This is a genomic window from Lysinibacillus sp. 54212 (assembly GCF_036662795.1).
Classification (GTDB): Bacteria; Bacillota; Bacilli; order Bacillales_A; family Planococcaceae; genus Lysinibacillus_B.
Genome location: NZ_JBAFWZ010000018.1, coordinates 1 through 20,686 on the forward strand (window position 1 = coordinate 1; position 20,686 = coordinate 20,686).

Consider the following 20,686-nt stretch of genomic DNA (forward strand, 5'->3'; position numbering starts at 1 on the left):
AAACAGGAAGAATAAAAAACAGAAAATTCAGTAAAATTTTATGCGACGGTAGTGAAATGGTCTACTTTATTAAAATTTTTAATATGCCATTGACCTTTATCAAACTCAAGCTCACTGATGCAAGCGTTATGAAGCTGCGTTTTTCCAGAGCCAATGCTACCGTTTGATATGCTTGCTAAGATTGAATTAATAACTGCCCCATGAGCCACAAGTATTACATTTCCCCCTTCATACTCATCGTTTATTTTGGTAATACCAGCCATTACTCGATTGGTTAAGGATGCTCGATCTTCTGCGTTCGAATATTGATTATCCGGAAATGCCAACAGCCTTTCCTCAGGGCTCATCCCTTCCCCATCTCCATAGCTTCTTTCAACGAAATTTTGCATTTCAATTAGTGGAACATCTATGTAAGTTTGAATGATTTCTGCTGTTTTTTTAGCCCTTTGTAGTGGACTAGTAATGATTAGATTCCATGTCGTAGCTGCTAAAAACCTTCCACAATCCTTTGCTTGTTCTACGCCATTACTATTTAACTCTACATCTGTTCTTCCTTGAAGTTTACCCAAAACGTTCCAATCCGTTTCACCGTGTCGTACTAAGCAAATTCTCGTCATAAAATCCACACATCCTCAAATTAATATTAAATTACATTTTGGGATAACGAAGAAACAATCCTATTTTGCATAGTTCTCCTTCACAACTAGAGCGTCTCTTCCAATTTCTGAATCTTTGAGTGGGACATTACATATACATTGCCGAAAATGTCGATTTTGCTTCCCTTTACCCGTACAGCGCAATCCTTATTCGACGCATAAATATCCATTTCTTCCGATAAAGAGGACAATTCGCTTTGAACAAGAGCAATGTTATTTTCAAGATCATAATGAGACAGGACGGAAAAATTGTCTAGACCTACTCCGTCATAAAGAGCGTTTATTTCAACTTTATATCCAAGTTTTTTCGAACATAGCCATTTAGCGGACATATTGATGGCACCCGCGCTTGCTCCCATCACAACGGCTCCGCTTTTTTTTATCACATACGACAATTCATAATCATTCAAAAAATTATTTTGATTAACCGTATTTCCACCTAACAAGAAAATGACTGACGCATTTTGAATTAACTTATGGGCATCTTCCTTATGTACGCTATAATTGATCAAATAATATTCATCAAACGTAATGCCAGCCTGGTCTAGCCACGACCGTTCAGTAGCACCATCCTCTTCTAACAAATAAGGATTCGAGCTAATCATTACAATCGATTTTCTATCAGTTATATCCTCGTGTAACACTCTGACCAGATTCTCTGGAAAAAAAGAGTTAAACCACCCTAAATAATAGTGAGTTTTCATAAGTACCCCCGTTGCAAAGATAAGATTAAATAACATTAATTTATTGCGTTACCAATTCGGTTTTCTTGTTAACAATACGATACACGCCTCATGCTAAGTGACAGAATAATCATTCATAGTTTCAGTGTAACAGTTTAAATTCTCTTATTCTATAAGCGGTTCTGTTTGTTGAACTACTTTTCCTAAGTCATCACAAACAAACCCCACGAAAGCTGCTTGTTAGCCTTTCCGTGGGGGTAAGATTACGATTTTATAAGGTTAATTCGTTAAATCTTTAAACACCGCGACTGTTTCGTTGATATTTTCACTTTCACAAATCGCTGAGATAACCGCTACGCCGTCTGCTCCGGCTTGGATTGGCTCGGTCCCATTTTGCTTTGTGATGCCACCTATTGCTACAATCGGCAGCTCAGGGTATTGGTGAGAGACTTGCTGTAAGAAGCTTGTACCAGCAGGTGTTTTTGCATCCGCCTTCGATTTTGTTGCAAAAATCGGGCCAATCCCAACATAGTCGGCTTTGTGTGTAAGTGCAACCTGCAATTCCTCCATGTTATGGACCGAAATCCCGAGTATTCGATCGCCGATTTTTTCTCGAACCTCACCAACGGACATATCCTCCTGGCCAATATGAACACCGTCTGCTCCAAGCTTTATGGCGAGTTCAATATCATCATTTACAATAAAGGGCACGTCGTACTTCTGGCAAAGCTTCTGACATTCAATGGCAAACCCCTCGTACGCCGCACCGTGTAACGCACCGTCGCCTTTTTCTCTCAATTGAAAAATGGTCACGCCTGCCTGTAATGCCTCCTCAAGAACCTTTAGTGGCTCGCGATTCGTTATATTTTGTGTCCCCATAATAAAATAAACTTGTAAATTCTCACGCTTCATGGACTGTCACCTCACACTGCCCCTCATGTTCTTTGTAGGCAAAATGATTTGTCGGACCGTGCCCATTCCCGATATTTAACGGGTTTGAAATCGCTAGCTGAACAAATTTCTTCGCTTCTATTATTGCTTCACGTACACTTAATCCTCTTCCTAGAAAAGCGGTACATGCAGCAGAAAATGTGCAGCCTGTGCCATGTGTTTGTCTTGTTTGGATTCGCTCGCTTGTCATTGTAAAGCTCGTGCCATCATTGAAAAACACTGTATCAATTGCATCCTTACCTGATAAGTGTCCACCCTTCATGACGACACACGAAACACCAAGCTGTAGTATCGCTTGTGCAGCTTTTTTAATATCCTCCTCTGTCTCAATACGAAGTCCTGTAATTTCTTCGGCTTCTGGAATATTCGGTGTTAGGACAGTAGCAATCGGCAGCAGCTTCGTTTTAAGGGCATCCATTGCCTGTTGTTGAAGTAGGCTCGCCCCTCCCTTTGCTATCATCACTGGATCAATCACGAGTTGGACCGACTGATCCGCCAAAAAATCCGCGACTTTCTCAATAATTTCAGCAGAAAATAACATTCCTGTTTTCACAGCTCTAACGGGCATATCCTCAAAAACAGTCCTCATTTGGTCCTGGACAAATTGGGGTGTAGTTGGAAAAATCCCGTTAACACCTAGTGTATTTTGAGCGGTTAAGGCTGTAATGGCTGTTGTACCAAATACACCTAACTCCTGAAATGTTTTAAGATCCGCTTGAATTCCTGCTCCTCCACCGCTATCTGAACCAGCTACAGTCATAACAATATTCATCCTATTTCACCTCTTGAAATTAATTGTAGTGCATTTAAAACGCCCACTCCAAACGAGCCGATGCCACGCTCATGAGAAGCCATTATTGCTACACCCTTATAGTCTTGTAGGACATTTTGTAGCGTAGAGAGCGCGTTATCTGTTGAAGCTAGCGCCGCTGTACAGATAGCACTTAGTAAACAGCCTGTTCCGGTTACTTCCGTCATGCGCTCGTCACCACCCTCTGCACGAAGGACATCCCTACCATCTGTAACGATATCGGTGCTCCCTGTCACAACAACAAGGCAGCTATATTTCTTCGCTACTGCGATTGCTACACTTTCTACATCCATTTCTCCTGTGCCGCTGTCGACACCTTTTCCGTCCCACCTAACTCCAGCAATCGCTGCAAGCTCCCCTGTATTACAGCGAATGCAGTCGAATTTCACTGTGCCCAATAGCTCCTGCACAACATTCATGCGAAACTTCGAAGCACCTACGCCAACAGGATCTAATACAACTGGAATGCCGCGCTCATTGGCACATTGTCCCGCCAGCTTCATCGCCTTACTTTTTACTTCATTGACTGTTCCGATGTTAATTAACAAAGCATCGACAATTGAAGCCATATCCCTCATTTCTTGTACTTCATCAGCCATAATCGGTGAAGCACCAATAGCTAGTAGACCGTTTGCCGTAAAATTTGCGACAACATAATTTGTAATACAGTGTACAAGCGGTTTTTTTGCTCGAATTTCTTTTAAGCTCACGTTTGATTTCCTCACTTTTTCATAGTTTATTGATTCAGGCTTGCCAATTCATCCTTGACGAGTGAAAGAAAAAAAACGATATTAGGACAGAGCCTAACATCGTTTTTGAGTTGGTTTCTATCCACATCCCTACGCAAGTATTAACTTACAGGTTCTAAGAGTCAGTGCAGTCTTGTGCACAATCTCAGCCGACTAACCCGGCCCCTCCTGTGGTTGTTATTTAATTGGAATGCCCCTATCATAACGAAGTCCTATCGAAATTTCAATAAGGTTGAAATCATTTTTTATAGTAGGGGGCAATTTATATGAAGGCTGACTCTTGATTGTTATAGAAGCTTATTAGATTGCGACCGGTGTTTTTGGATTGATATAGAGCCTGATCAGCTAAATCTAATAATACTTTCAATTCCTTGTCTCGGCAATCATATAGGGAGGCTACGCCCATACTAAGTGTTAAATTCACTTCAAGCTCCTCCGTTCGGAATTCAAAGTTAGTCATTTGGTTGAATAGCCCTTGGAAAAATGCTTCAGCTTCTTCAACCTGCTCAATTAAAAATACAAATTCATCTCCAGCATAGCGTGCAAAAACTACCTTTTCCGGCAATGCCTTTTTCACTACATGCGCTAATTGCTGTATCGCTAAATCTCCTATAATATGACCAAAACGATCATTAATATTTTTAAAATGATCGATATCTATAATTCCACAGTATACATTAGACCCTTTACGATTCGCATCATCAACTAGCTTGGAACCGTGTTTTTCTAAATATCTACGGTTAGGGATGGACGTTAAACCATCCACATAAACAAGCTGTTTCATACTATCTAAATCGATTTCTTTTATCACCTTAATAGTTTCGGAGCGTAATTGCTTCTTTTGTTGATTACTTAGTTTTTCATTTAGCAAATTGGCATACTGTAAGGCGTATTTATAGTCTCCCACATTTTCATTTGACTTTATTAAATTCTCTAAAATAATTGTTAAAAATGGCTCTTCCTCTGTTTTTTTTACATAGTCGTATGCTTTTTCTAATTCCTCGATTGCCTTCTCATAATGCCCTAAGCTATTAAAATAACGACCTTTTACACAGCGATAGTACATGACCTCTCGACTATGCTTTTCGATTTCATTAATTTTTTCAAAGGAATGTAGGAGTTCCTCTATTTCATCTAATTTATTCCACTCTAATTTAATGGTAATCAGATTCAAATAATAGGCAGCCTCGGACATCGTTGTTTTTACCCTTGGATCCCTGTCGAAAATTCTTTTTACCTCATAGGCAATTTCATTTGCATGATCAAAATTCTTCATTATTAAATAGACCGCTTGTAAATTAATCAAACTAAGTAAATAACGCTTTGTATCATTGAGCTTTTTCGCTAAAAAAATTGCTTCGTTATAATACTCGATTGCTGATTCCTCTGCACCAATTGATGCACTAATAAACGCTAAATATGTATTGAGCTTTAATCTATTGACCTCTGTACCATATTCATTACAATACGCTTTATACTCAGGCAAATATTTATATAACTCTTCGACACGCCCCATGTTCGCAAGATTCTGACATATCCACCCGAGGCAATCGATTACTTTATCATATTGCTTAACCTGTTCGTATTCCGTTTTTAGTATCCGAAAGTAACTTAAACCTTCTTCAAAATTTGCAATCAAATGCATGCTTTTTGCATATTCAAACTTTTCATCTAATGTTTGTAAACTATCAAATTCAATTGTTTCTGTTTGTTGCATAAGCATGTCTGGCTCCCTTATTACAGATTTCTTATTTTAATTAACATAGCATTAGGAGTTATTTTGCAATAATAATCACTAGTTAGATTATACCACATTATTGTAATAATTTATATAAATATAACAATACAAGAAATATTTTTTTGATAGTTACAGCATCATTTGTAGATAGGTGTTAAGTCGCAACTCCAAAATTATTTAAGCAAAATATTAACAATATCCACTAGTATGTAGCTTTCTTCCAATAAAAAAAGAATTCGCCCATTTCTACTTAGAAAAAGGCTTTTGATAGCTTTCCCCCGTAGAAATAAGGCAAATTCTTTATATTTATATCAAATTTTCATCTAATATTTTTATCGTACTTCCGCACCAGCCTGTGCTAATGCTTTTAAGACTTTATTATGTGCAGCTACTACCTCTTCATCAGTTAGCGTGTGCTCTGGGTCGAAGTAAGTTAATGAGAAGGCAACAGATTTTTTACCTGGAGCCATTTTTTCTCCCTCGTACACGTCAAACACTTTTACATCCTTCAGAAGCTTTGTTCCTGCCCCTTTAATGATTCGAACAATTTCACCAGAGGCTGTTGTCTGATCAAGCTCAAGGGCAATATCACGAGTCATTGCTGGGAAGCGCGGAACAGGCGTATACACTAAGTCCTCTGTTACAGCACTTAAAACTGCTAATAAATTTAACTCAGCAACATAAGTCTCTTTTACGCCAGCTTGCTTTTGCTGAGCTGGGTGAAGCTGGCCGATAAGACCAATTTTTTCACCGTCTAGTAGTACATGGGCTGTACGACCAGGATGTAAGCCATCAACAGTTGCTCCTTCATAAGAAACGCGGTCTGTTAAGCTAAACTTTGCAAATATAGCCTCGATAATTCCTTTTGCTACGAAGAAATCAACAGGCTTCTTCTCACCCTGCCAAGCGTTATCCGTCCACTTACCAGTTAGTACAAGCGCTAAATGCTCTTCCTCGAATGGAAGCTCCTCAGACGTTTGGCCAAGGAATACAGAGCCGATTTCGTAAAGTGCTACAGAGTCAATTTGACGAGCTACATTATAAGCGGCTGCTTCTACTAAATGAGGGATTAAGCTTTGACGTAGGGTTGAACGCTCCTCAGACATTGGCATTAACAGCTTTGTTGTTTCTTCAGCTTTTAAAGCGAATTTTTGTGAGTCCTCCTCTGACGTTAATGAGTATGTTACAGCTTGGAATAATCCAGCCCCCTCCATAACATTACGAACGATTCTTCGTTTTGCTTGGTAAGGTGTTAAACGACCTACTACATCCGACTCTGGTAGGGTCATTGGAATTTCATCATAGCCATACATACGTGCAATTTCTTCCACGATGTCTTCTTCGATTTTAATATCCTGACGACGTGTCGGTGCATCGATGATCAGCATGCCATTTGCCGCTTCTACACCAAAACCTAGACGTTCTAAAATAGAGAGCATTTCTTCTAAGGAAATTTTCATTCCAAGACGGCCGTTAATGAAGTCTGGCGAAACAACAACACGAGCTGGCGTTTTGTCTAGCTCATCTACAAGTACTGTACCTTCTAGTACTTCACCACCTGCAAGCTCTGAGAGTAGCTGTGCCGCGCGTTCAGTAGCAGGAAGTACACGGTTCGGGTCTACGCCTTTTTCAAAGCGAGCTGATGAATCTGAGCGTAAGCCTAAATCCTTTGATGTACGGCGAACTGAACCACCTGCGAAGTAAGCAGATTCAATCACAACTGTTGTTGTAGCATCTGACACCTCAGAGTTTGCACCACCCATAACACCAGCAACTGCAACTGGCTCTTTGCCATTCGTAATGACAAAGTTGTGAGAGGCTAATGTACGCTCTACATCATCAAGTGTCGTAATTTTTTCTCCCTCTGTAGCAAAGCGTGTTACGATTTCACCTGTTTCTAGTTTATCGTAGTCAAATGCATGAAGTGGTTGACCGTACTCCATTAGGATATAGTTTGTAATATCTACTACGTTGTTATGAGGGCGAACACCTGCAGCCATTAAATAATGCTGTAGCCAAAGTGGAGATTCAGCCACTACTACGTTTTTCACTACTTTTGCTGAATATAGTGGGTTCGTTGCTGTGTCCTCTACACGAAGCTTTAATAGATCCTCTGCTTTTTCAGCTGAAGCCTTGTATGTGATTTCTGGCAGTTTCACGTCCTGTGAAAGAATCGCTGCTACCTCATAAGCAACACCTAGCATCGATAACGCATCTGAACGGTTTGGTGTTAGGCCAAGCTCTAAAACTGTATCGCGAAGCCCTAAAGTTTCAAGTGCATCCTCACCAGGAGTTACGTCTGCTGGTAAAACATAAATTCCTTCAGCATATGCTTTCGGTACAAGACGACCTTCAATGCCAAGCTCCTGTAGCGAGCAAATCATACCGTTCGATTCAACACCACGTAGCTTTGCTTTTTTAATTTTAATGCCGCCTGGAAGCTTAGCACCTGGAAGCGCTACAATCACCTTTTGTCCCTCATCGACATTCGGTGCACCACAAACGATTTGCTGAAGGACTTCTTCACCTACGTCCACCTGGCATACATTTAATTTATCTGCTTCAGGGTGTTTTTCTTTTGATACAACACTACCAACAACGACATTTGTCATGCCAACAGAGCGATCGATGACTGCATCGACTTCAATTCCTGAGCGTGTAATTTTTTCTGCTAACTCTTGTGGGTCAAGACCATCAATATCTACATATTGGGATAACCATTTTAATGAAACTAACATAAATCTTCCTCCTTACCCTTCACTTCGGTGGAATTGTGATAAGAAGCGTACGTCATTCGTATAGAAGTGACGGATATCATCCACCCCGTATTTTAACATCGCGATACGCTCAGCACCGATACCGAACGCAAAGCCTGATACTTTTTTCGAATCATAGCCAGCCATTTCAAGCACGTTCGGATGAACCATACCCGCACCTAAAATTTCAATCCAGCCTGTTTGCTTACATACGTTACAGCCCGCGCCACCGCACTTATGACAAGATACATCAACTTCTACAGATGGCTCTGTGAATGGGAAGAATGATGGACGTAAGCGAATTTCACGCTCAGCACCGAACATTTTCTTCGCTAATGCATCCAGTGTTCCTTTTAGATCACTCATGCGAATGTTTTCCCCGATAACTAGCCCTTCGATTTGCATGAATTGGTGAGAGTGTGTTGCATCATCTGTATCTCGGCGGAATACTTTACCTGGGCAAATAACGCGAATTGGCTCCCCTTTTTTCGCTTCCATCGTACGTGCCTGTACTGGTGACGTATGTGTACGCAGTAGGATCTCTTCTGAAATGTAGAATGAATCCTGCATATCACGAGCTGGATGACCTTTTGGTAAGTTCATCGCTTCAAAGTTATAGTAGTCTTTTTCTACTTCTGGCCCTTCTACGATTTCATAGCCCATTCCAACGAACAAGTCTTCAATCTCTTCAATTACACGTGTTAATGGATGACGATTTCCTGATTTAATCGCAGCCCCTGGTAACGTAACATCGATTGATTCCTTTTCCAATTGTGCTTGGATCGCTCTCTCTTCAAGTAAGTCTACCTTCGCCTCTAATTGAGCCGTAACGTTTTCGCGCACTGTATTCACAAGTGCCCCCATTTTCGGGCGCTCCTCAGCTGAAAGCTTACCCATTCCTTTTAATAAGTCCGTAATTGGTCCCTTTTTTCCTAAATAGGCAACACGAACATCATTTAGTTGTTTTAAATCTGATGCTGCTTCAATTTTCGCTAGCGCTTCTTGCTCAAGCTGCTTTAATTGTTGTTCCATTTTATAAAAAACCTCCTTGTAGTTTTTACTTTGGCTGTGGCAGAAAAAACAAAAAAACCCCGCCCCCAAAAGGGACGAGGATCATTCGCGGTACCACCCTAGTTATTGCAATATGCAATCACTCTATTGACTTAACGACGTCATTCGCCGGCATTCCTTTCGTCATGTGATATGACTCCCGGAAGCTGCTCGCGAGGTGAATTCAACATTCGAACTGCTATGCAAGCTTTCAGTCTCGGCCTGCACTCCCTAAAGCAATCTCTTGAACATTTACTCTTCTCGGTCAAAGCATTTATTCATTCGTAATACTTAACATAGTACGATATTTCCTTTTTTGTTTCAAGTGTAAGAATTGGTCTCTTTATGCGTAGAGTCTGGATTTACTAGCCAGTTTTTTTGAAATACTAGCCACTTTTCTCGAAATACTAGCCGTTTTTTTAAATTTACTAGCCAATGTGAATAGTCGAGCTTAGAATACTAGCCGATGTGACTCTATACTCGCCACGTTGAAAGCTTAGTAGCCAATCTTTCAATTCGCTGTCGCGACTGCTTCTGCGCCACGGAAAGTCGGATGATCACACATCACGCTGGATTTACTAGCCAGTTTATTTGAAATACTAGCCACTTTTCTCGAAATACTCGCCACATTTTCAAAAATACTAGCCGTTTTTTAAAATTTACTAGCCAATGTGAAAATTCGAGCTTAGAATACTAGCCGATGTGACTCTATACTCGCCACACCAAAAGCTTACTAGCCAACACTTACCCTCTAAATTGATACAATAAAATCCCTGTCGCAACTGCTACATTTAATGATTCTGCACCACCAAAAATTGGGATGATCACGTTTTGATCTGTTTTGGCTAACAGTTGCGGGCTAATGCCACTACCTTCATTACCTACGATTAACGCAAAGGCATCCTTCACATCAACTTCCTTGTATGAAATGGCCTCTTCTAACGCTGTGCCGAATACTTTTACATTGTCGTCCTGCAGGCGGTCAATCCATTCATCTAAATCGCCACGAACGACAGGGATATGGAAATGAGAACCCTGTGCTGAGCGCATCGTTTTTGGATTAAACGCATCCACGCAGCCTTTGCCTAAAATGACCGCATCAATACCAGCCGCATCAGCCGTACGAATCATCGTGCCAATATTTCCTGGGTCCTGAACAGCATCTACAAGTAATACTTTGCGCCAAGCTGCCATTTCTGTTTCCGAAACCTCTTTTTGCTTACAATGAGCAAACACACCCTGTGATTTTTCTGTTTCTGCAATTTCCTTTGCAACCGCATCATTAACCTGTACTGTTTGCACATCGTCGATCGCCCATAACAGTGGTAGGTCAACACCATCACGGACAATAATTTGAACGATTTGCTCTTTATTTTTTAACGCTTCCTCTACTAAATGGAAGCCTTCGATTATAAATTCACCTGTTTTTTCACGCTCTTTACGCTGTGTAACGAGCTTTTTCCAATGCTTTACGAGTGCGTTTTGTGTCGATTCAATTCGTTTCATCTTGTTCCGTCCTTTAATAAGTTATTCAACGATGAATTATAGCATATTCTAAGTAATTTTTCCCGAAGCTAATAATTGCTAACTACCCTTCCATTTTTCGAATCTGATGCCATCTATCACACATAATTTTAGATAATAAAGCAATACTACACATAGAAAGGAGAGGAAAAAATGGATTTTCAAATTCGACAAGCAATTACTACCAATGTGACGGGTCAATCCCCAGCTGAATTTTCTGACATCGTAAATGATGCCATTAGTCGTGGGGAGGAACATTTATTACCTGGTCTCGGCGTGTTTTTAGAAGCCTGGTGGCAAGACTCAAGTGAGCAGGAGCGAAATTCATTTTCGGAAAAATTGTCACAGCATTTCAGCCATTAATCTTATCCGAACAATTAAGCTGAGGTTCTTTTTTGGCTTACCTCAGCTTCTATTTCAACGTTCATAGCTTTCCATGATTATTCGAAATTTAAGTACTCATTTTACGAATGTTGCTATCCTGTGTAATGCCTTATTCACCGTAGCTATTTCCTCATGCGTCGTCTCACTTCCAAATGAAATGCGGAAAAACTGTCTTGCCTCCGTCAATGATTTCCCCATCGCGAGTATCGCCTTCGTTCCTGATGCACTATTGATATCACAGGCGCTTCCTGTTGAAATATAAATGCCATCCTCATTTAGTTTCAGCATGACATATTGTCCTTCAATCCCTTTCATGCAAATCCCACAAATATTCGGTAGCTGGTTTTCGGCTGGGGCTTCGATTACTTGAAATAATGAACTATCGAGCCCCTCTAGAAGATCGTGTCGAAGCTGCCTTTGGTAGTCGATATTATACTTAAATTCCTCAACCCCTACTGCCATTGCAACAATGCTCGGCGTATCAAGCGTTCCTCCACGCAAGCCTTTTTCATGTGTGACTCCAGGAAATACTGGTGTCGCCCGCACACGAGGATTCAAATACACAGCTCCACAGCCTTTCGGACCGCCTACTTTATGAGCCGATACTGTAATCCCATCAACCTCACCTGAAAAATCCGTTATATCGAGCTTACAAAATGATTGCACACAATCGACGTGAATTCGAACACCAAATCTCTTTGCTATCCTCGCAATCTCTTTCACTGGCTGGACCGTGCCGATTTCAGAGTTAGCATGCTGAATCGAAATTAGTGTCGTGTCGCTACGAATCGCCATCTCTAAGCTTGCTAAATCAATAATTCCCTCTTGCGTTAGTGGCAGCCTTGTAACTTTATAGCCTTCCCCCTCTAACGTATTTAACGCTGCATGAACAGAAGTATGCTCGGCCATACATGAAATGATGTGCTTTCCACCACGTGCCCCCTTCGCTAAAGATAAGATTCCTAATAAATTCCCTTCTGTTCCACTTCCAGTAAAAATAATGCCGTCCTCATGTACACCGAGCTCTTCTGCAATTACCTTTCTTGCCCATGTGACAGCAGCTGCTGCCCTGCCTCCCATATCATGTAAGCTTGACGGATTTCCCGCGAGCTCTTGTGCGGCTTCGCTATAGGCTGCAATGGCTCTAGCAGTCATTGGTGTCGTTGCCGCATAATCTAAATAAATCATTGTCCACGCCTCTTTTCTAACGAGTAAGAAATACTTGTTCTTTTCTTTATTTTATGTAAAGATATGTGTCAAGACAACTGTAAAGAAGGTACGAGCATGAATATTAGTACAGACATCGTCATTATTGGCGGGGGCATTGCAGCACTCGAGGCTGCTCGAAATTTAAGCCGCCGCTTCCATGTACACATCATTACAAAGTCGGATTTAACCGTTAGTAGCTCCTACAAAGCACAAGGGGGCATTGCTGCCGTTATCTCAGCTGATGATGATACTGCCCTTCATATACAAGATACGCTTAAGGCTGGTGAATACCACCACCACGAAGGTAATGTAAAAGCACTCATTGAAAACGGCGCTTCCGTTGTGAAGGAACTTTTACAAGAAGGATTTCAAGCTGATCACAATGAGGATGGCGAAATTTCTCTTGGCTTAGAAGGTGCTCATAGCAAGCACCGTATCGTCCATGCAGGTGGAGATGCTACAGGCAAAAACCTTGTCGATTATATTGCTGGCGAATTACCACCCAATGTCTATATTCATACGTATGAGTTTGCGTATGAGCTACTCTTAAATTCCGCCCATGAGTGCTGCGGTGTTCGTGTGAAAACGAATAGTGGAGAAAAATCATACTTCGCCTCGTACGTTATTTTAGCTACAGGTGGGGCCGGTGCACTGTATGAATGTACGTCAAATTGTGAGACTAGCTACGGAGATGGTATTGCACTCGCCTATTTAGCTGGGGCATCAGTAACAGATATGGAGTTCGTTCAATTCCATCCGAGTCTGCTCTATGTTAACGGAGCTAGAGGGCTCGTTTCAGAAGCTGTTCGAGGTGCAGGCGGAAAATTCGTTGATGTGAACGGGAAACCGATTATGGACGGAAAGCATCCTTTAGGAGATTTAGCACCTCGTCATATTACAGCTTATGAAATGTACAAAATGCGGGAGAATGGACAGGAAGTATTTATTGATATTTCACGGATCAAAAGCTTCGAGCAAAAATTCCCTACGATTCACAACCTTTGCAGCCAAAACGGTGTGGATTTATCGAATGGAAGGATTCCGATTGCTCCTGGCAGCCATTTTCTAATGGGCGGTGTGATTACGGATCTCTACGGACAAACTTCTATCCCTCGATTATTTGCCGTTGGTGAGGTTGCTTGCACAGGGGTTCATGGTGCAAATCGACTTGCGAGTAATTCATTATTAGAAGGCATTACATTTGGAACAATGATGGCAACCTATTTGCTAGAAAACGGCGATAATCAACACAATTTTATTTTAAGAAGCGATATAGACTCTCCTATTTCTGAAAGCTTATTGCCAAAAGTGCTTTTACAAAAGGCAATGCTCAGCAATGCAGGTATCGTTCGCTCAAAGGAAGGCCTACAAAAATTGATAGTTCAATTACCAGGCATCACAAGCAAAACAGGTAATCTACGGGGATATTCTAAGGAACGCATAGAATTATATTTTATGAATATAACAGCCTCTTTAATTGCCCATGCTGCACAAGAGAGGACAGAATCCCGTGGGGCCCATATAAGAAACGACTATCCTATGAAAGCAAACCATTGGCAAAAGAGATGGATTGTCTTCGAGCAAGGAAAAATGAATGTGAGGAACGATTTATATGAATGTAATCAAACTAAAAGCTATGTTAACTAGTTTTTTTAATGAAGATATCGGCGATGGTGATTTATCGAGCGAAACAATTTTTTCAGCCCAAGAGCAAGGTTCCTTTACGTTTTATGCAAAGGAGGATGGCATTTTTTGCGGGGCTCAAATTATCGAAATTGGATTCTCGATACTAGATTCAACCTTAAAGGTGAGCGTATTAAAACAAGATGGTGAGCACATTTCAAAGGGAGATCAGCTTGCGATTATCGAAGGATCACTTCGCAGCCTACTCACAGGTGAGCGTGTTATTTTAAACCTAGTACAGCGGATGAGCGGTATTGCCACAAAGGCAAATAAAGCGGTCGCTAGAACAACTGGTACTAATGCGCATATTTGTGATACGCGTAAAACGATGCCAGGGCTTCGTATGCTCGACAAATATGCTGTTCGTACTGGTGGAGCATACAATCACCGCAGTGGGCTTTATGATGCCATTATGTTAAAGGATAATCATATCGCTTTTGCAGGTAGTATAACAAAGGCTGTAGAATCCGCGCGTAGTAAAATCGGTCATACAGTAAAAATTGAGGTGGAAATTGAAACGAAGGAAGAGCTTATGGAAGCAATCGATGCAGGTGCAGACATTATTATGTTCGATAACCGTACACCCTCGGAAATTCGTGATTGGCTTCCTCTAGTTCCTCCGCATATTGCCACGGAGGCTTCAGGTAATATTACGTTAGATAATTTAAGAGAGTATGCAGAAAGTGGCGTAGAATGGATTTCTCTTGGTGCCCTTACTCATTCCGTCTCAGCCTTTGATATTAGCGCACTTGTTGGGCCGAAAGGAGTAATTGTTCATGGTACTCACTAAATTGATGGAAGGATCATTGCTTCCAGACAAATATAAATCAATGACGCGTGAAGAAATGGAAACACGAATCCGCGAAATTAAAGAAAAACTAGGCGATGAACTCTTCATTCCAGGTCATCATTATCAGCGAGATGAGGTCATTCAATTTGCTGATACGACAGGAGACTCCCTGCAGCTTGCTCAAGTCGCTGCAGCGAATAAAAAAGCAAAGAGTATCGTATTTTGTGGTGTTCATTTTATGGCGGAGACAGCTGATATGCTAACGGAAGATGATCAAATTGTCTACTTACCTGATATGCGTGCAGGCTGCTCGATGGCAGATATGGCGAATATATACCAAACAGAGGAAGCTTGGGTAGAGCTAACCAAACTGTTTGGCGAGACAATTATTCCGTTAACGTATGTGAATTCAACAGCAGCCATTAAAGCATTTACAGGGCGAAACGGTGGCGCTTGTGTTACGTCCTCTAACGCAAAAACGATGGTAGAGTGGGCATTTACACAAAAGCCACGTCTACTATTCCTACCCGATCAGCATTTAGGGCGAAACACTGCATTTGACCTTGGTGTTCCATTGGAGCATATGGCCGTGTGGAATCCGATTTCAGGCAAGCTAGAGTATGAGGGTGCAATAGAAGATGTGAAGGTCATCCTATGGAAGGGACATTGCTCCGTGCATGAAGGCTTTACAGTTTATAACATAAAGGATGTACGTACGAAATATCCTGAGATGAAAATAATTGTCCATCCAGAATGTAGTCGAGAAGTTGTTGCGCTATCAGATGATAATGGCTCTACAAAGTATATTTGTGATGTTATCGAAGCTGCACCTCCTGGATCAAGCTGGGCTATTGGGACTGAAATGAATTTAGTGAAGCGATTAATCGCAAATAACCCTGATAAGCATATTATTTCATTGAATGAAAATATGTGCCCTTGCTTAACAATGAATCGAATCGATTTGCCTCATTTATTATGGGCACTGGAAACAATCCAACAAGGCGGACAAGGAAATGTGATTGCCGTAGATAAAGAAGTTACTGCACAGGCAGTCCTTTCACTAGAGCGTATGCTCGCTCGTGCGTAGCATAGCTGCTCGTGATTCCCTCATTAGAAATAAACTTTCTGATGAGGGTCATTTATATGTAAGTCGATATGTCGATTTTCAGTGTACTCTTTAAAGACCAAAAACAAAAAACAACTCAGCGTCTCCCGAGTTGTTTTCCTATGTAGTGATGAGGTTATCCATCTTGATAACGTACATCACAATATTGTAGCGTATTAATAGCCTGCAGCGAGTCCCCCGCACGTGCCGTTAACATACTACCCATTGCCAACCGCGCCATCCTGCAATTGGCAATGTTTTTTCTTTCTCATACTTAGATTCGCAACTCGCGAATATTAAGCAAGTAATGAAGCTAAAACCGCCTTTTGTGCATGTAAACGATTTTCCGCTTGTTCAAAGATATAAGAGTTTGGTCCATCGATGACCGAAGCTGTTACTTCTTCCTCACGATGAGCCGGTAAACAGTGTAAGAACATATAGTCCGGCTTTGCATGTGCCACAAGTTCATCATTAATTTGGTAGGCTTTGAAGTCGATTAAGCGCTGAGCTGTTTCTTCCTCCTGCCCCATTGATGTCCAGACATCTGCATAAACAACATCTGCATCCTTTACTGCAGCAATCGGATCCTGTGTAACAGTTACTAAGCTACCATTTGCCTTTGCAAGCTCACTTGCTTTTGCGATAATTTCAGTATCACACTCATAACCAGGAGGTGTAGCGACTGCCACATCCATTCCAACATGTGCACAAGCAATGACTAATGAATGTGCTACATTATTGCCGTCGCCAACATACGCTACTTTTAGACCTTTTACTTCTCCCTTATGTTCTGAGATTGTTTCAATATCCGCTAATGCTTGACAAGGATGATATAGGTCTGTTAACCCGTTAATGACAGGAATCTTTGCATATTCTGCAAGCTCCTTTACCATCTCATGAGAATTAGCACGAATCATAATACCGTCTAAGTAGCCTGATAATACTTGACCCGTATCTGAAATTGGCTCACCTCGACCAATTTGCATATCGCGTGCATTCATGTACATGCCATAGCCACCTAGCTGCTGCATGCCCACTTCAAAGGATACACGAGTACGCGTCGAGCTTTTTTCGAAAATCATTCCTAGTGTTTTTCCTTCTAAAAGCTTCGGACACTTGCCCTCTTTTGTCACTTTTTTCAGCTGTGAGGCTAGCTTAATCAAGCTTTCTACCTCTTCACTCGTATAGTCAAGCAAGGTTAGTAAGTCCTTCCCCTTAAGGCTCTCCACTAACTTTAACTGCACCTCTTCTAACAATTTCATGTACGCTCGCTCCTCGAATGCTTTATCTTGATTTCTATTATACATATGTATTTTTATAAAATCAAGTGAATAATTATGTTTATTTTAAATTTTCTTATAAAAAGAAAACAGTCGATAATTAGAGACTAATAATCCGCTTTAGAATGCTATAAATCTTTCATGGGAATCATTTTTATCTGTGCTAGTACCCCTGCTATCTTTACATCCTCTTCACTTTATTAAATTCCTGCATAACAATGTATACGCTAAAAAATTTGCTTATTTAATTTCGCTAATGTTCTTCTCTCCGTCGTGTAACACTTTCCATCACACATCTACAAAATTCGATACTCTAAATAGAAATAATTTGATTAGAATAGAAAATATTTCATTCAACACTATTCCAAAAATAACATTATTTATGTACAATATACTTGAATGATAGAAGTACTATCATTTATTCAGAACAAAGGGACTAAATAATCGATTGGAGGAATGGTTATGCCAGCAAAAAAGCCGGAACAGTGGCATGAAGAGGTTGACGTAATTGTACTAGGAACAGGGGGCGCAGCTTTTGTAGCAGCTATTTTAGCAGCTGATCAAGGTGCAGATGTTTTAATGTTAGAAAAAACACATCAAATCGGTGGGACTACAGCGTTTTCCGGAGGGGTTCCGTGGATACCAATGAACCGTTATATGAAGGCAGCCGGCGTTGAAGATACTCGTGAAGGGGCAATTGCTTTTTTAAAACGTTTAACACTTGGAAAAGTACCTGATCCAGCCTATATCGAAATTTTTGTAGATAATGGCCATAAAATGATCGACTACTTACATGAGCATACACCTGTACGATTTGAAATGCCTGTACCATTTAATGAATATTATGGGCATATAGATGAAGCATTAAAAAAGGGCACTCGCTCATTAGATCCAGTACCTTTTGATTTAAATTCTGTTGGTGAATGGGGTCCATTAATTCGCCAAAATCCCGTATTCCCGCCGCTAACATTAGCTGAAGGTGGAGCAATCGGTGGGGTAGACTTTAATAAAATTGCCGAGCGTATGGAAAATAACATCGTAACGATGGGACGCTCACTGATCGGATTGCTTTTAAAAGGAGCACTTGATCGTGATGTAAACATAAAAATTAACACGCCTGGAAAAGAGCTTGTTTTAGATGATAACGGTGCTGTTATTGGTGTCGTTGCTGAAAATGAAGCTGGAGAAAAAATTACTATTGCCGCGCGTAAAGGGGTTGTACTAGCATCGGGTGGCTATGAGTGGAATCAAGAGCTTGTGAAAACATTCTTGAAAGCACCAATTACTCATCCAATGTCCCCTCCTGGAAATGAAGGAGATGCCCTTATTATGGCGATGGAGGCTGGGGCTGCTCTTGGAAACATGAGTGAGGCTTGGTGGTATCCTTCCATGCAGGACCCAACAATGGAATACGAAGACCATATTATGAACCAAACAGGCGGCGGTCGTAATGGTCCAAATAGTATTATTGTTAATAAATACGGAAAACGCTTTGTACATGAAGGCACAACATACAATGATTTACCGCGCTCTTTCTATGAATATGATCCTGTTAAGCTAGAGTATCCAAACGAAGCACCTGTATGGATGGTATTCGACCAACAATTAAAGGATAGAGAAATGATTATTACGATGATGCCTGGCGATGAAGCACCAGAGTGGGTAAATCGTGGGGATTCACTTGCTGAGCTTGCAGGGCAAATCGGGGTTGATGCCCAAGGTTTAGAGGAATCTGTGGCACGCTGGAATGCTATGTGTGAAAAAGGTGAGGATACGGATTTCCACCGCGGCACAACCCAATTTGAAAATCTCCTAGCTGACGGTGGCGGGAATGCAACGGCGAACCTAGGTAAAATTGAAAAAGGTCCATTCTATGCAGTGCCAGTTAATTTAGGCGCGCTTGGGACAAATGGCGGTCCACGTATTGATGAAAATGGACAGGTTATTAGTCTTCGCGGCAACAAAATTGAAGGCTTATATGCAGCAGGAAATGCGGCAATGGGCATTTTAGGAACAGCTTATGCTGGTGCGGGTGGCACAATCGGTCCGGCGATGACTGTCGGTTATTTAGCTGGTAAGCATGTCGGAAGTGTATCTTCACGCAACGTAAAGTCAGAACAATCTGTAAAATAACAGGATAGGAGCGAGAAAATTATGCCAAACGGAACACATACGGTTAATGTACCTTTAGATATTGAAACAATCTGGGCTTTTGTAAGCGATATGAATAACTGGGCACCACTTGTACCAGGCTATATCGAGCATGAAATTTTAAGTGAAAACCAATCAACTTGGAAATTCAAAGGAGATTTAGGCTTTATGAAAAAAACAGTTAAGCTGCAAATCGATATCAAAGAATGGAATGAGCCTTCGCAAGTTCTGTTCGATTTAAAAGGTTTATCTGAAAACTTTAACGGCGGTGGTTATTTCGAGGCAGAAGTGATCGATGAACACAATACGAAAATGACTGGACATCTAGATATTACCGCTGGCGGTATGATGGGCCCGATGATTAACGGAATACTAAAAAATTTCGTTCCTCAAACCGCTCAAGAATTAACAGATGCTATTGTTGAAAAGCTGCTGCAGGTGAATCAACCGGTATAAGGTAAAATAACTACTTGTAGACTAACCCCTACAAGTAGTTGTTTTTTATAAACTGAAGAGCTATATTTTTCATCTCTACTAGCTGATCCTCTGTTGGTAGTAGCATAATTTTATTAGGTAATACCTCATAAAGTGAGTATTTTTTTATAGCAGTCCCAAACATATTGAGTACCGTTTCCAAAGTTTCAAGGGAAATATCGTTTTTAATCGATCCATCCTCTTGACCATCTACTAGCATTTTTCTTACATAAACATTATACGCCTCATACGATTTTTCGATTTCTTGCAATAATTGCTCATCGACCTCATTAAAGCTTATGTAAACTTCAAAAGCTTCCAGCAGTTTAATATAAGGTGTGGATTCGCCATAAATATATTGTAAATACATAAGAAGCAAGCGCTCTATTTTTTCATAGCCATTGCTGTTTGAATTATATATTTCCTCATATACCGGAATTCGATCTTCTATTACATGCTTTACAACATCGATAATTAAAGATTCTTTATTTGGAAAGTACCGAAATAGTGTGGCAATCCCTACATTCGCTTTTTCAGCAATTTGATTCATTGTCGTATTTTCAAAGCCCTGTGCGATAAATAAAAGCGCAGCCTGCTCGATCATGACCATCTTTCGTTCCATTTGATACGGCTTCACATACTCCCCCCCATTTCTAGATAGAACAAATATAACGTAAAATATTTCAGTTATC

18 protein-coding genes, 1 riboswitch and 1 other annotated feature are annotated in these 20,686 nt (G+C 40.8%); of the genes, 6 read left to right on the forward strand and 12 right to left on the reverse strand.

Annotated elements, in window-relative coordinates; translation table 11 throughout:
* Positions 1-38: 38 nt before the first annotated feature.
* From V4T18_RS12735 to V4T18_RS12775, 9 genes are all read right to left on the reverse strand, one after another.
* Positions 39-617 carry a histidine phosphatase family protein gene (locus V4T18_RS12735; protein ID WP_332649889.1) on the reverse strand — a complete coding sequence of 193 codons (579 nt, stop codon included), beginning with the start codon at positions 615-617 and terminating at the stop codon, positions 39-41.
* An 86-nt stretch (positions 618-703) separates the two neighbouring features.
* Complete coding sequence (locus tag V4T18_RS12740; RefSeq protein ID WP_332649890.1) at positions 704-1,360, reverse strand: Type 1 glutamine amidotransferase-like domain-containing protein; 657 nt, start codon at positions 1,358-1,360, stop codon at positions 704-706.
* Positions 1,361-1,618: 258 nt separating this feature from the next.
* A complete protein-coding gene (gene thiE / locus V4T18_RS12745; protein ID WP_332649891.1) occupies positions 1,619-2,251 on the reverse strand; it encodes a thiamine phosphate synthase in 633 nt (210 codons plus the stop codon).
* Positions 2,241-3,062, reverse strand: coding sequence for a bifunctional hydroxymethylpyrimidine kinase/phosphomethylpyrimidine kinase (thiD, locus tag V4T18_RS12750; protein WP_332649892.1), 822 nt, complete (start codon positions 3,060-3,062; stop codon positions 2,241-2,243). Before thiD ends, thiE begins: the two co-directional genes overlap by 11 nt.
* The gene (thiM, locus tag V4T18_RS12755) at positions 3,059-3,811 is read right to left on the reverse strand and encodes a hydroxyethylthiazole kinase (RefSeq protein WP_332649893.1); all 753 of its coding nucleotides are present in this window, start codon (positions 3,809-3,811) and stop codon (positions 3,059-3,061) included. Before thiM ends, thiD begins: the two co-directional genes overlap by 4 nt.
* A 109-nt stretch (positions 3,812-3,920) precedes the next feature.
* A riboswitch (TPP riboswitch) is annotated at positions 3,921-4,029 on the reverse strand.
* A gap of 83 nt (positions 4,030-4,112) precedes the next feature.
* Positions 4,113-5,567, reverse strand: a complete 1,455-nt coding sequence (locus V4T18_RS12760) for a tetratricopeptide repeat-containing diguanylate cyclase (protein ID WP_332649895.1) — start codon at positions 5,565-5,567, stop codon at positions 4,113-4,115.
* A gap of 353 nt (positions 5,568-5,920) precedes the next feature.
* Positions 5,921-8,326 carry a phenylalanine--tRNA ligase subunit beta gene (gene pheT / locus V4T18_RS12765; RefSeq protein ID WP_332649897.1) on the reverse strand — a complete coding sequence of 802 codons (2,406 nt, stop codon included), beginning with the start codon at positions 8,324-8,326 and terminating at the stop codon, positions 5,921-5,923.
* 12 nt (positions 8,327-8,338) lie between these two features.
* Positions 8,339-9,376 carry a phenylalanine--tRNA ligase subunit alpha gene (pheS, locus tag V4T18_RS12770; RefSeq protein WP_332649899.1) on the reverse strand — a complete coding sequence of 346 codons (1,038 nt, stop codon included), beginning with the start codon at positions 9,374-9,376 and terminating at the stop codon, positions 8,339-8,341.
* Between the two features lie 67 nt (positions 9,377-9,443).
* Positions 9,444-9,672: a binding site (T-box leader), on the reverse strand.
* 466 nt (positions 9,673-10,138) lie between these two features.
* Positions 10,139-10,900, reverse strand: a complete 762-nt coding sequence (locus V4T18_RS12775) for a TrmH family RNA methyltransferase (protein WP_332649901.1) — start codon at positions 10,898-10,900, stop codon at positions 10,139-10,141.
* 171 nt (positions 10,901-11,071) lie between these two features.
* Here V4T18_RS12775 and sspI point away from each other — a divergent pair, with 171 nt between their 5' ends.
* Entirely contained in the window at positions 11,072-11,281 is a 210-nt protein-coding gene (gene sspI / locus V4T18_RS12780) for a small acid-soluble spore protein SspI (protein WP_332649903.1), read from the forward strand.
* A gap of 96 nt (positions 11,282-11,377) precedes the next feature.
* On the opposite strand, the gene V4T18_RS12785 is transcribed toward sspI, so the two are convergent.
* Complete coding sequence (locus V4T18_RS12785) at positions 11,378-12,490, reverse strand: cysteine desulfurase family protein (protein WP_332649906.1); 1,113 nt, start codon at positions 12,488-12,490, stop codon at positions 11,378-11,380.
* A gap of 96 nt (positions 12,491-12,586) precedes the next feature.
* On the opposite strand from V4T18_RS12785, the gene nadB reads away from it, so the two are divergent.
* The 3 genes from nadB to nadA are packed head-to-tail and all read left to right on the forward strand — an operon-like array spanning position 12,587 to position 16,071.
* Positions 12,587-14,158, forward strand: a complete 1,572-nt coding sequence (gene nadB, locus V4T18_RS12790) for an L-aspartate oxidase (RefSeq protein ID WP_332649908.1) — start codon at positions 12,587-12,589, stop codon at positions 14,156-14,158.
* Complete coding sequence (nadC, locus tag V4T18_RS12795; RefSeq protein WP_332649910.1) at positions 14,124-14,984, forward strand: carboxylating nicotinate-nucleotide diphosphorylase; 861 nt, start codon at positions 14,124-14,126, stop codon at positions 14,982-14,984. The genes nadB and nadC overlap by 35 nt, the downstream gene beginning before the upstream one ends.
* Positions 14,971-16,071: a quinolinate synthase NadA gene (nadA, locus tag V4T18_RS12800; protein ID WP_332649911.1), complete on the forward strand. Its 1,101-nt coding sequence runs from the start codon at positions 14,971-14,973 to the stop codon at positions 16,069-16,071. Before nadC ends, nadA begins: the two co-directional genes overlap by 14 nt.
* 314 nt (positions 16,072-16,385) lie before the next feature.
* Here the strand turns inward: nadA and argF are convergent, their stop codons facing one another.
* A complete protein-coding gene (argF, locus tag V4T18_RS12805; RefSeq protein ID WP_332649912.1) occupies positions 16,386-17,351 on the reverse strand; it encodes an ornithine carbamoyltransferase in 966 nt (321 codons plus the stop codon).
* A 480-nt stretch (positions 17,352-17,831) separates the two neighbouring features.
* Here argF and V4T18_RS12810 point away from each other — a divergent pair, with 480 nt between their 5' ends.
* Positions 17,832-19,502 (forward strand): FAD-binding protein, encoded by a 1,671-nt coding sequence (locus V4T18_RS12810; RefSeq protein WP_332649913.1) that lies wholly within the window; start codon positions 17,832-17,834, stop codon positions 19,500-19,502.
* 21 nt (positions 19,503-19,523) lie between these two features.
* Positions 19,524-19,976 carry a CoxG family protein gene (locus V4T18_RS12815; protein ID WP_332649914.1) on the forward strand — a complete coding sequence of 151 codons (453 nt, stop codon included), beginning with the start codon at positions 19,524-19,526 and terminating at the stop codon, positions 19,974-19,976.
* A 28-nt stretch (positions 19,977-20,004) separates the two neighbouring features.
* On the opposite strand, the gene V4T18_RS12820 is transcribed toward V4T18_RS12815, so the two are convergent.
* Positions 20,005-20,631 carry a TetR/AcrR family transcriptional regulator gene (locus V4T18_RS12820; protein WP_332649915.1) on the reverse strand — a complete coding sequence of 209 codons (627 nt, stop codon included), beginning with the start codon at positions 20,629-20,631 and terminating at the stop codon, positions 20,005-20,007.
* Positions 20,632-20,686: the final 55 nt, after the last annotated feature.